This window comes from Lysinibacillus sp. GJ-1, from assembly GCF_021166035.1.
GTDB lineage: Bacteria > Bacillota > Bacilli > Bacillales_A > Planococcaceae > Lysinibacillus > Lysinibacillus sphaericus.
In genome coordinates, this window is record NZ_CP088912.1 from 3,516,722 (window position 1) to 3,529,687 (window position 12,966).

Annotated in this window: 11 protein-coding genes; 2 read left to right on the plus strand and 9 right to left on the minus strand. The window is 38.8% G+C overall.

Annotation, left to right across the window (positions count from 1 at the left end):
- Positions 1 to 34: 34 nt before the first annotated feature.
- On the minus strand, positions 35 to 1,150 hold the full coding sequence (gene citZ / locus LO754_RS17415) for a citrate synthase (RefSeq protein ID WP_024363806.1): 1,116 nt from the start codon (positions 1,148 to 1,150) through the stop codon (positions 35 to 37).
- A 252-nt stretch (positions 1,151 to 1,402) separates the two neighbouring features.
- Here citZ and LO754_RS17420 point away from each other — a divergent pair, with 252 nt between their 5' ends.
- Positions 1,403 to 2,368, plus strand: coding sequence for an AI-2E family transporter (locus tag LO754_RS17420; protein WP_231784907.1), 966 nt, complete (start codon positions 1,403 to 1,405; stop codon positions 2,366 to 2,368).
- Here LO754_RS17420 and LO754_RS17425 read toward each other — a convergent pair.
- The 8 genes from LO754_RS17425 to LO754_RS17460 all read right to left on the minus strand — a co-directional run bounded on the left by LO754_RS17425 (position 2,352) and on the right by LO754_RS17460 (position 12,523).
- On the minus strand, positions 2,352 to 2,741 hold the full coding sequence (locus LO754_RS17425) for an FxsA family protein (RefSeq protein ID WP_024363804.1): 390 nt from the start codon (positions 2,739 to 2,741) through the stop codon (positions 2,352 to 2,354). The genes LO754_RS17420 and LO754_RS17425 overlap by 17 nt on opposite strands.
- 156 nt (positions 2,742 to 2,897) lie before the next feature.
- Positions 2,898 to 4,658 (minus strand): pyruvate kinase, encoded by a 1,761-nt coding sequence (pyk, locus tag LO754_RS17430; protein WP_231784908.1) that lies wholly within the window; start codon positions 4,656 to 4,658, stop codon positions 2,898 to 2,900.
- 27 nt (positions 4,659 to 4,685) lie between these two features.
- Entirely contained in the window at positions 4,686 to 5,645 is a 960-nt protein-coding gene (gene pfkA / locus LO754_RS17435) for a 6-phosphofructokinase (protein WP_024363802.1), read from the minus strand.
- A 227-nt stretch (positions 5,646 to 5,872) separates the two neighbouring features.
- Positions 5,873 to 6,829 (minus strand): acetyl-CoA carboxylase carboxyltransferase subunit alpha, encoded by a 957-nt coding sequence (locus tag LO754_RS17440; protein WP_024363801.1) that lies wholly within the window; start codon positions 6,827 to 6,829, stop codon positions 5,873 to 5,875.
- Entirely contained in the window at positions 6,822 to 7,679 is an 858-nt protein-coding gene (gene accD, locus LO754_RS17445) for an acetyl-CoA carboxylase, carboxyltransferase subunit beta (protein WP_231784909.1), read from the minus strand. Before accD ends, LO754_RS17440 begins: the two co-directional genes overlap by 8 nt.
- A 21-nt stretch (positions 7,680 to 7,700) precedes the next feature.
- Complete coding sequence (locus LO754_RS17450; protein WP_024363799.1) at positions 7,701 to 8,342, minus strand: FadR/GntR family transcriptional regulator; 642 nt, start codon at positions 8,340 to 8,342, stop codon at positions 7,701 to 7,703.
- Positions 8,343 to 8,472: 130 nt separating this feature from the next.
- A complete protein-coding gene (dnaE, locus tag LO754_RS17455; RefSeq protein WP_231784910.1) occupies positions 8,473 to 11,556 on the minus strand; it encodes a DNA polymerase III subunit alpha in 3,084 nt (1,027 codons plus the stop codon).
- Positions 11,557 to 11,575: 19 nt separating this feature from the next.
- Positions 11,576 to 12,523, minus strand: a complete 948-nt coding sequence (locus tag LO754_RS17460) for a DHH family phosphoesterase (protein ID WP_024363797.1) — start codon at positions 12,521 to 12,523, stop codon at positions 11,576 to 11,578.
- Between the two features lie 90 nt (positions 12,524 to 12,613).
- On the opposite strand from LO754_RS17460, the gene LO754_RS17465 reads away from it, so the two are divergent.
- Positions 12,614 to 12,919: a YtpI family protein gene (locus tag LO754_RS17465; protein WP_024363796.1), complete on the plus strand. Its 306-nt coding sequence runs from the start codon at positions 12,614 to 12,616 to the stop codon at positions 12,917 to 12,919.
- The last annotated feature ends 47 nt before the right edge of the window (positions 12,920 to 12,966 follow it).

Consider the following 12,966-nt stretch of genomic DNA (forward strand, 5'->3'; position numbering starts at 1 on the left):
ACACAGTCCCAAATATTCTAGCATAAATTCCAAATTAGCGCTCGCTGATTGGAACATATTTTTGCATGCCTGGTCCAACATACTCTGCACGTGGACGGATTAGGCGGTTGTTAGCATATTGTTCAAGAATATGTGCTACCCAACCAGAAGTACGTGAAACTGCAAAAATTGGTGTGAATAAGTCATGATCGATACCTAAAGAATCGTACACTGATGCAGAGAAGAAGTCTACGTTAGCAGGTAATTTCTTTTGTTCAACGATCATGTCATGGATTTTAACTGACATTTGATAAAGTTCTGGTTTACCAGTTAGTTCAGTTAACTTTTGTGACATTACACGTAAGTGTGGTGCACGTGGGTCGCCTTTGCGGTATACGCGGTGACCGAAGCCCATGATTTTTTCTTTGTTGTCTAATTTATTTTGAATGTAAGATTCAACGTTTTCAAGTGAACCAATTTCAGTTAACATCTTCATAACTTGCTCATTTGCACCGCCATGAAGTGGTCCTTTTAATGCACCGATAGCTGCAGTTACGCCAGAATAAACATCTGATAATGTAGCTACACATACACGTGCTGTAAATGTAGAGGCATTTAATTCGTGGTCAGCATGTAATACTAATGCTTTATCGAACGCTTCTACTTCGATTGCTGCTGGCTCTTCGCCTTTTAACATATATAGGAAGTTCGCTGCATAGCTAAGCTCTGCTTTTGGTTGGATTGGCTCTAAGCCTTTACGTACACGTGCAAATGCAGTCACAACTGTTGCAATTTTAGCTTGTAGACGGATAGCTTTACGGTAGTTAGCTTCTGGATCCATCACATCCGCTTCTTCATCGAATACACCAAGTAAAGATACTGCCGTACGAAGTGCAGCCATTGGATGTACAGTTGAAAGTGGGTACGTTTTGAATTGGTCTACAATTGCTTGTGGAATAGACATGTTGTCTGCTAATTGTTGTTTTAACTCAGCAAGCTCGTCCGCTTTAGGTAAACGAGTGTGCCATAGTAGGTAAATAACCTCTTCAAATGATGCGTTGTCTGCTAAATCATCAATGTTGTAACCAACATATGTAAGTGTGTCATCGATAATTGAACTGATTTTAGATTCCGCTGCTACGATACCTTCTAAACCTTTTGTTGCTGACATAAATTATCGCTCCCTCATACTAATAATTTTTATTGTAAACGCTTTTTCAAACATAGCATTTACGTTTTTTGCTCACATGAACCATTAAGTAAATCGCTTACATTGCTATTATAATCATTTTTGACAGCTTTGTGAATGAAAATCCTTTAAATAAAGAAAAAGTCGGACGAGCGACTATATATGCGTACTAAAGAGGGTGTTTTGTATATTTTGACAATATTTTTTCATTTGAATCGGGGTGATTTTGTAAAAATGAGGAATATTAAATATTTTTCATACGAAAGAACTATTAATATTTTCTGGTTTATTTTCTATTTAGTAATTCTTTGGTTAGTATTACCTGTGTCTCTTGCTATATTTTTATCATTTACCACATATCCTATAATAAATTTTCTTCATAAGTACTGTAAAATCGCTTATTGGATTGCTGCAATTATCGTTGAAATATTGATACTTTCTTGCATTGTTCTCCTCATTATTATATCAATAAACAGCATTATACTCATCTTTCCAGAAATACGAGACACACTCCAAAACTTCCCATTATTCACTGAATATGAATCCATTTTCATGCAGTTTTTACAGGAGAAATCGCTGTCTATTTTTGATTCAATCGTCGTTTATACAGCAAATTTATTTCAAATATTTATGAAGCACGTCATTGAAGTTTTTATCTTTCTTGTTGCATATTATTTTGCATTATTAGAAACAAGGAAATCTCGTTATTGGTTTTTCCAATATGTCCCGAAAAAGTATAGACATGAATGGCAATCTCATTTTTCCAAAGTTATGCAACTGTTTCATTACTTTGTATTCGTGGAATTTCAGTTATTTACGATTACACTGCTCATTCTTTGTGCAGGCTTTATGATGTTCCAATTTGACCAAGCTATTACGAAAGCATTTATTGTTGCTTTTGCAGATGTACTACCTTTTTTCGGCATTGGTGTTTTTCTTGTCCCAATGAGCATTTACTTTTATTTTAATGGTAATACCTTTTTATGTGTTGCCATTTTACTATTGTATTTGTTTGTCCAACTTACAAGGCAGCTAGCTGAATCTATGCTTTGGTCGAATACACTGCAATTACGAACATTTCACACATTTTTCATCAGTGCTGCCTCCATTTTATTATTCGGCTTTTATGGTATTTTACTAAGCCCATTATTTTTATTTTTAGCTGTTAAGCTGAAAGAAAAATCTATTTTTGAACAATGATAAATTGTCCTTTTTTCATTTTTTTACGCATCCAGTAAAATACGAGCGGTTGGAATAATTTTCGTGTTATTGGTAACAGCAATAACAACCCGATAACATCTGTTATAAAACCTGGTAGTGCTAAAAGTACACCGCCACTAAAATTCAACATGGCATCGACTAATGCAGGTCCCGGAGCTTCTCCTCGTGCTACCATATGTTTTACGTTTTTCACGGAATTAATACCTTTATTTTTCGCTATATAAATACCAATAATTGTCGTTGCGACAACAAGTAATAATGTATTGAAAACGCCAATATTTTGACCAATAACTATTAATAACGCCAGTTCGGCTAATGCATATACAACAAAACTAAGAAAAAATTTTTTCATATTTTTCTCCTTTCTATTGAAAAAGCTATACCTTCTATACGTTATTATAGCCCAATAAGTTTCATCTAAAAAACAAATACATGTAAATACTATTTTTCACTTGTTATGTAAAAGGCTCTAGTACGGTTCCCCCTACTAGAGCCTTGTTATTATTTATTAAAGTACACTTGCATGTCCTTTATAAATAACACCTGTTTCAGCATCCATTGTTATTTCCTGACCGTGACGAATTAATGTTGTTGCCTCTTTTACGCCGACGATTACAGGGATACCAAGGCTTAGTCCTACAACAGCAGCATGACTAGTCAGTCCGCCTTCCTCTGTAATAAAGTAGATGCAATTTTCAATCGCTGGCATCATATCGCGATCCGAACCTAATGTTACTAAAATGCAGCCATCTGTGTCATATGCTAATGCCTCTGCTGCATTTTTTGCTACAACTGTCTTACCGATTACTGATGCTTTGCCGATTCCTTGACCACGAGCCAGTAAATCACCAATAATGTGAACTTTCATTAAGTTTGTAGTACCTGCTTCACCAACAGGAACTCCAGCCGTAATAACAACTGCATCACCATGCGTAACATAGCCATGTTTTAAACTTTCGTCTACTGCCAGCTCTAAAATTTCGTCTGTCGTTGTAACACGTTGACATACTACCGGATAGACACCCCATACAAGCGTTAGTGTATTGGCTGTATTTGCAGAGCCCGTAACAGCAACAATTGGTACACCAGGACGATATTTTGCAATCATTCTCGCTGTATTTCCGCTTTCCGTTGGTGCCAATACCGCTTTCACGCCTAAGTTTATCGAAGTATAAGCTACTGCCTGAGAAATAGCCTCTGTCATATTCGCTTCTTTTTCACGACTACGTGTCGAAACGATTGCTTTATAATCCAATGAATTTTCAGTGCGCTGTGCAATTTTATTCATCGTTTGTACAGATTCCACTGGGTAAATTCCTGCTGCTGTTTCACCAGATAGCATAATCGCATCCGTTCCATCAATAATGGCGTTCGCAACGTCACTTGCTTCAGCACGTGTTGGACGAGGATTACGTTGCATTGAGTCTAACATTTGAGTAGCTGTAATAACCGGTTTACCAACTTGGTTACATTTTAGAATTAATTTCTTTTGAACTAAAGGTACCTCTTCGGCTGGAATTTCTACACCAAGGTCACCACGTGCTACCATTAATCCATCTGATACTAAAATGATTTCGTCAATATTATCGACACCTTCTTGGTTCTCGATTTTCGGGATAATTTGAATATGACTACCACCATTTTGCTCAAGTAATTCACGAATTTCTAATACATCTTTCGCTCGACGAACGAATGAAGCGGCAATAAAATCGACACCTTGCTTAATACCAAATAATATATCTTGTGCATCTTTTTCAGTAATACCTGGTAATTGCACTGAAACGCCAGGGACGTTAACACCTTTTTTATTTTTTAAGACCCCAGCATTTTCTACTATTGTGTGGATAAGCCCTTTTTCCGTATCTGTTGCTAACACACGTAATTGAATTAACCCATCATCCAATAAAATAATGGAGTTTTGTTCTACGTCTTCAATTAGTCGGTCATACGTAACAGAGAAGCTTGCCTCTGTTCCTTCTACTTCCGTCATCGAAATATCGATTACTTGTCCTGCTGTTAAATGCAGTTCTCCATTTTGCATATTATGCGTGCGAATTTCAGGTCCTTTTGTGTCGAGCAAAATCCCTACTGGTTTTCCTAACTTATCTGCAACTTCACGAATTAAATTAATGCGCACTTCATGTTCTTCATGTGAACCATGTGAAAAATTTAAGCGGGCTACATTCATACCTGCCTCAATTAGTTTCTCTAAAACTTCCGGTGACTCACTTGCTGGACCAATTGTACATACGATTTTTGTTTTTCTCATTTTCTGCCCACTCCGTTTTACGCCAAATTATATTGATAGTTCTTTCATTAAAGTATACAAGCTTACATCTGACTCATGATGCTTTTCAAAAGCTTCTGGCATATCATAGTCAATTACTGTATGGTTGCGTATGCCTACAGCTCGACCAGATTTACCTTCCATTAATAATTCTACTGCATGTGCACCAAATTGACTTGCGAGGACACGATCACGTGCCGTTGGAGAACCACCGCGTTGAATATGACCAAGAACTGAAACACGCGTCTCTTTCCCCGTCTTTTCTTTTAGTAGTTTTGCCAAATCGCTTCCTGACATTACACCCTCTGCTACAATAATGATACTATGCTTTTTCCCTCGTGCTTCACCACGCTCTAGACGCGATATGATGTCGTCTAAATCATAATCTTCCTCGGGAATTAAGACGGTTTCAGCACCTGCTGCAAGCCCTGCCCATAATGCGATATCACCAGCATCACGCCCCATAACTTCAACAATAAAAGAGTTTTCATGGGAAGTCGCCGTATCACGAATTTTATCGATTGATTCAACGACTGTATTAAGCGCGGTATCAAAGCCAATTGTATATTCTGTTCCAGGAACATCGTTATCAATCGTTCCAGGCACACCAACAACTGGGAACCCTTTTTTCACAAGGTCCATAGCACCTCGATAGGAACCATCACCCCCGATAACAACTAAACCTTCAATACCTGCTTCTCGCATTTTAGCAATACCTTGTTGTTGGACAGCATCTTCTTTAAATTCAGGGCAACGAGCTGAAAATAAATTCGTACCCCCTCTTTGAATGATGCCACCTACAGAGCCTAAATCAAGTAGCTCAAAAGATCCTTTAATTAAACCTTCATAGCCATGCTTAATGCCAACAACATCTAGTCCATGATAAGCTGCCTTACGAACGACTGCTCGAATGGCTGCGTTCATGCCAGGTGCATCTCCACCACTTGTTAATACGGCAATTTTTTTCATTGTCGAACAACCTCCTGCAGTGTTATCTAATATTATTCACATTAACACGAAAAAACAAACTATGTAAGGGTTCTGACGTTAGAAAAACATAACTTTTACATAAAAAATGAAAAGAATGCGCTTTCACACATTCTTCCCATCACAAAGCATCTAAAATTTAACATTTTTAAAAAATTCTTCGTTATAAATTAACGATTAGCTAGTCAGCGCTTTGTTATGTGTTTAGTCTACACTTCTGTATATTGTCCAATTTTTTTAAATTTTTCATAGCGGTCTTCAATTAGTTGCTCACCATTTAAAGAATTTAATGCTTTTAGTGTGTCACTAATACATTCCTTTATATACATAGCTTGCTTTGCTACATTGCGATGAGCACCGCCAGTGATTTCAGGAATAATCCCATCAATAACACCAAGCTCTTTTAAATCAGGTGCGGTAATGCGCATTGCCTCAGCCGCCTGCTTTGCAAGACTACCATCACGCCATAGAATTGAAGCCGCACCTTCTGGAGAAATAACCGAATAAGTAGAGTTCTCTAACATGAATACACGGTTTGCTACACCTAATGCTAAAGCACCGCCACTACCGCCTTCTCCTATAACAATGCTAATGACTGGTACTGATAACCCTGCCATTTCTACTAGATTACGAGCAATCGCTTCACTTTGACCACGTTCTTCTGCTGCTTTCCCTGGGTAAGCACCTTTTGTATCAATAAAACAAATGATTGGACGATTAAACTTTTCAGCTTGTTTCATTAAGCGTAACGCCTTACGATAACCTTCTGGATGTGGCATACCGAAATTACGGCGAATATTTTCTTTTGTGGACTTGCCACGTTGATGACCGATGATAGTGACAGGTTGTCCTTCAAAAAGAGCAATCCCACCAAGTATCGCGGCATCATCACCAAACGTACGATCACCATGTAGTTCAATAAAGTTTTCGCACATCGCTTCAATATATTGTAACGTTGTTGGTCGTTCTGGATGACGTGCCACTTGCACTCGATCCCACGGCTTCATATTGGCATAGATTGATTGCTCCAATTGCGTTAAACGTGTTTCCAGCTTTTCAATCTCACCAGTCATATCTACATCCGCATCGGCTGCAATCGTTTTTAATTCATCAATTTTTTCACGTAATTGTACTACTGGTTCTTCAAAGGCTAAATTTTTAGACATGTTGTACGCCACCCTTCGTATGCATTTTTACAAGCACAGCCACTTGTTTACGTAAATCTTTGCGATGGAAGATGGCATCTAGTTGACCATGTTCTAATAAAAATTCTGCTGTTTGGAAATCATTTGGTAGTTTTTCTCTTACTGTTTCTTCAATTACACGTCTACCAGCAAAGCCGATTAGTGCTTGAGGTTCCGCAATATTAATATCCCCCACTGAGGCAAAACTTGCAGAAACACCGCCTGTCGTTGGGTGCGTTAAAATCGAAATAAATAATAGCCCTTGATCGCTATGACGTTTTAACGCCACACTCGTTTTTGCCATTTGCATTAACGATAAAACACCTTCTTGCATTCGTGCGCCACCACTTGCAGTAAAAATAATAAATGGTACACGTAATGCTGTTGCTTTTTCAACAGCGCGTGTTATCTTTTCTCCAACAACAGAGCCCATTGACCCCATACGGAAATGCGAATCCATAATGGCAACGACGATCTCTTTCCCATCCAGTGTACCTAACCCTGTCAATACCGCTTCATTTAGGCCTGTTTTTTGTTGATCCGCATTAATTTTCTCTACATAGGCAGGGAAATTTAGTGGATTGCTTGTTTGTAAATGATCGTCCATCGAAACGAACGAACCTTCATCTAAAAAGTCTGCTACACGCTCCTGTGCCGTCATTTTAAAATGGTGACCACATTTCGTGCATACTTTGTGATGCTTCTCTAATTCTTTTGTTAACTGGATATGGCGGCATTCTGGACATTTTGTCATGAGTCCTTCTGGAAATGCCTTTTCTTGACCATCCTGTTTCTTTTTTCGATTTGCGCTAAATATGTCGCGTATTGCCATGTTTGACTCCCCCTTTGTTGTCTAAAAAGTTTGACCAGTACCCATCCACTGCTCGTAAGCTCGTAAAGCTTCTTTTTCATAACCAAGCTGCATCGATTTCAACATTGTTTGAAGGATAAGTTTTTCATCTTCCGTTGAGTTTCGATTTAAACGGTCACCGTCATAAGCTGCAAGTTGAAACCAGATTTTCAGCGAAAGCCGATTGCCTGATGTAATGATTATTTCTCGTAACACATCGCGACAATTGACTGTTCCTTCAATCTCCAGCTTCACAAAAAAACTGTCCCACACAGGTAGTGTACGAAGAATCTCTGTACAACTTATTACGCGAATTGCTTCCTTTTCATGAATTTGTCGCGTTAATTCGACATCTTTTTTTGATTTTTCATCTTCTAATATAAACATCGACAGTACTTCTACAAGCTGATGCTTATGTGTTAAGGCAAGGAATGTACCTCCACCATGGCGTGTCTCGATGAGTCCAAGTAACTCTAAACTGCGCAGTGCCTCCCTTACAGAGGATCGCCCAACACCTAACCTTTCTGATAATACACGTTCAGAAGGAAGCTTTTCTCCAGCTTGAATTTTTTCCATTCGAATCAGTTGACGCAATTGCTGAACGATTTCTAAAAACACTTTTTTTTGTTCGGTTTGTTTATCCATATGATTAACTCCCGTTATCAAAAGTGGTCTGACCACTTTTTAGCATTGACTATATCTTACAAAATAACTTTTGAAAAGTAAAGAAAAAACTGCATATGATGCTATGCAGTTTCTAAATTCTTGTTTAATTTCATAATTTTTCAGTCGATTGTGCATGTTTTACTTTCACTTGTGGTTTCCCAAAACGTTTTTCCAGCGTGCCTTCAATATAGAGTAACCCATCTTCCAGCAACATTTCCTGTACGAGTTGAAATACTTGCGGGAATAATGTCACAGATACTGTACCAAACTCATCTTGAAGTTGGACAAAAGCCATCTGCTCTCCTTTTTTCGTTCGGATTTTTTTTACTTCTTCAATCAGTCCAATCATTTTTACATACATTCCCTCACGTGCATGCTTCAGTTCTGCACATGTAATATTCACATCTGCCCAGTAATTTCTTACTTCTGAAACAGGATGAGCTGATATATAAAAGCCTAGACTTTCTTTTTCATGCTGGAGTTTTTCCTTCTGGGGCATCGCTTCTGCTTGCATATACTTTGGTTTCCCAAAAGTAAACGCAGTTGCCGTTTCTATATCTACATCTTCTGTTGGACGCAATAGTTCTGCATGCATTAGCGCCGCCTCTAAAGTAGCTACGAGCACCGCACGATCCTTACCTAGATAATCGAGCACACCTGCATAAACTAAAGTTTCCATTACTTTCGGTTTGAAATGTTGTGCACTTAAAGCGACTGCCAAATCAAATAAATTATGAAAAGCAGCTGGATTTGTTTTGCGTACTGCCATTACCTTCTCTATAAACGTGTGCGGCACACCTTTAACGCCGGATAAACTAAAGCGAATTCCATCCTTTTCAACTAAAAAGAATTTTGTACTGTGCAACAGCGAAGGTGGATAAAATGGAATTCCTTTATCTTTCGCTTCCGCTACAAGTTGCTGAATTTTTTCCGTATTTCCCGTTGCATTTGTTAATAAAGCAGCATAAAAACTTTGCGGATAATGTGCTTTTAAATACGCCATTTGATACGAGATGACACTATAGGCAACAGCATGACTTTTTGGGAAGCCATAGTCTGCAAAGCGGACAATTAGCGCATAGACATCTTCTGCAATATGTCGATCAAAACCTTGGTTCAATGCCCCATTGACAAAGGCGGCTTGTTGCTCGTCTAAAATATCACGATTTTTCTTACTCACCGCACGACGCAATAAATCCGCCTGCCCCATTGTAAAACCTGCCATCGTTGCAGCAATGTGCATGATTTGCTCCTGATAAACAATAACACCAAATGTTTCGCGTAAAATTGGTTCCAGCAACGGATGGGGCATCGTTACTTGTTCCTTGCCTACTTTCCGTCTAGCGTACACAGGGATAAATTCCATTAGGCCTGGACGGTAAAGTGCATTGACAGCTACAATATCCAAAAAATGGGTCGGATGAATATCACGTAATGCTTGTTTCATCCCTTCCGATTCTAGCTGAAAAATACCAACTGTATCACCCTTTTGAAGCAACTGGAACGTCAGCTCGTCATGCATTGGAATAAGGTCAAATTCTATCCATGGCCCTCCAGTTTTATAAATAGACCAACGTACTTGCTCTAAAATTGTTAAATTGCGCAACCCTAAAAAGTCCATCTTTACAAGCCCACGCGCCTCCACATCCCCCATCGGCCACTGCGTAATATACACACCATCATGACCATCTTCTATTGGAATTGTATTCACTAAAGGTGTCGGTGCTAACACAACACCCGCTGCATGGGTAGAAGAATTTCTCGGCAAGCCTTCTAGTTTTAATGCCACTTCATACCAACGTTGATGGTAATCATTTTCCGCTAACCAAGTTTGAAAGTTTGGTGATTCTGCCACCGCTCTGTGCAATGTCATCCCTGGTTTATTGGGGATCATTTTCGATATTTTTTCCATCACTTCAGCCTCAAACCCAAAAACACGCGCCACATCTCTTGCTACTGCTTTCGCAGACAAAGTACCAAAAGTAATAATTTGTGCAACATTAGCCTTGCCGTATTTTTGTACGACGTATTGAATGACTTGATGTCGTTTACTGTCCACAAAGTCAATATCGATATCTGGCAGTGTAACACGCTCAGGATTTAAAAAGCGTTCAAATAATAAACCATAGGCGAGTGGGTCGACCTGTGTTATAGAGAGACTAAAAGCAACGAGTGAACTTGCGGAAGATCCACGACCTGGCCCAGTTAAAATACGCTGTTCTTTGGCAAAATGCATAAAATCTGCAACAATTAAAAAATAATCAGCATAGCCCATTGAACAGATGATTCCAAGCTCATATTGGAGTCGCTCTCGATATGCTACAGGTAGCTCAGCCACCTTCAAACGTGCAGCTAAGCCTAAAAATGCCTCTTTGACAAGCAAGTCTTCGGCTGTTTCTCCCTCTTGTACAGGGAATGTAGGCATTTGAACATGCGTTTCTGGAATTTTTGCAACACAGCTAGCAAGCATGCTGGCACTTGCTTCAAGCCATTCTAAACGATCTCCAAACCAACCTTTCCACTGTTCCTCTGTTGGTACAAAATAGTGTTCTAAATGCGCTGTTAGCATCGTGTTTTGAAGCTTTTCCCCTGTATCGATTGCTCTAGCCACTTCATAAGCAAAATGGTCTTCTGGTCGTAAAAAATAGCAACGTTGCGTGGCTACAATGGCAATATTTTCGGCTTCACACCACTGCGCAATCATCGCTTCATTGTCTGCTCTTATTCCTCCTGGTCTTGCGATCCCTACATATAGACGTTTTCCAAACACTTGCTGTAGCGCACTTGTCATTGCTTGCCACTCTGCTCTATCGGCTATTTCAACCGTCGACAGTAGCGCTATACATCCTGCCGCATAGCCTTCAAGCCATTTCCAAGGCAATACCTCGTCTTGTCGAATAGAAACAGCACTACTAATCTTTAGTAGATGCTGATAACCTTCCTGTGTTTGCGCATACAGCACAAGCGGAATTGTTTTTTCATCCCACTGGACCTTTATTGTAAGCCCTATTACCGCATGAATATTTGCTTGCTGCATCGCTTGACAAAAAGGCAAAAGCCCGTACAATTTCGAATTGACAATTGCACATGTATGCGTATTTTGCTCTTGTAAAAAAGGGATCAATTGTTCAAGCCGAATCGTGCTTTGCAATAAATCCGCGCTCGTATGCATTTGTGTATATACATGTGTCAAAAGAATCCCCGCCTTTCAATTATGAATGATATGATTGACAAATTTCTTGTAAACGTGCAGTGACACGCTCTGCTTCTTGCCATGAATAGGCGGTTGCCCCTGAAGCAAGAGGGTGTCCCCCACCATTAAATTCTTTTGCTAATGTGTTAATAATCGGACCTTTAGAACGGAGACGAACTCGAATTTGGTCTTCCTCTTCTATGAAAATAACCCAAGCACAAATTCCCTTTACACTGCCTAAACAACCGACTAATAAAGATGCCTCTGATGGCACAACGTTAAATTCTGCAAGTAATTCCTTAGTCAGTTTAACATACGCCGCTCCATGTTCATCCATTATGAAGTTTTGATAAATATAACCTTGTAAAGTTAACAGTTTTTGTTCCATTTCATACATCCCATCGAAAATTTGATTTCGATCAAAATGATATGTAATGAGCTCTGCTGCCACTCTAAATGTTTTTACGGTCGTACTTGGGAATTGGAAACGCCCTGTATCTCCTACAATTCCAGCAAATAATAATCTAGCAGAGGCATCCGATAGTTGCCAATCCAATGTTTCTTTACCTGTTTCAAAAAGCTCGTAAATCATTTCACTGCACGAACTTGCTGTTGTATCTACCCACAATAAATCTCCGTATTGGTCATCATTCGGATGATGATCAATTTTTACAACCATCTTACCTTTTGTATAGCGTTGATCATCAATACGCTCCGTATTCGCTGTATCTGTCACAATAACTAAAGCATTTTCATAAACAGCATCCTCAATTTGATCGGGCTCTGCTAAAAACGACAAAGACGTATCGTGCTGGCCTACAGCGTACACTTTTTTATCAGGATAATTGGCTAAAATCAATTCTTTTAACCCTAATTGTGATCCGTACGCATCCGGATCCGGACGCACATGGCGATGTATAACGATTGTCTCATATGCAGCAATTGTGTCGATGATTTGTCTTTTCAAAATGATTTCCCCCAAAATGATAGTAATAACCGTTAGCATTTTTCTTCAATAATCGTTACAATAATGTCTAGTTATGCTAGGAGGTTTACTATGCTCAATTTAATTTTTGTCTTCGCAATTATCATATCATTTGTCTTTTATTTTTATTTTAAAACAAAACAGTTCCGTTCTCCATTACCTATTGCTAAAAATTGGTACAAAAGTAAGGCGAATATAGGCTTCGGTTCCTTTATTCTTGCATTTTCTTTAAACCAAGCTTACTTATTCCCTGGAATGTTTACATTTATCATTGTAGCAATTCTTGTGATATTAGGCATCTTTGTTATTGTAGAAAATATTAAAAAAGCTCGCCACTATGGTCAATTTGTAGATGAAGAATATCGTATCAACCGATAATTTCTAATTGCAGGGCACATATCATTGAACATAACGATTAAAGGGAT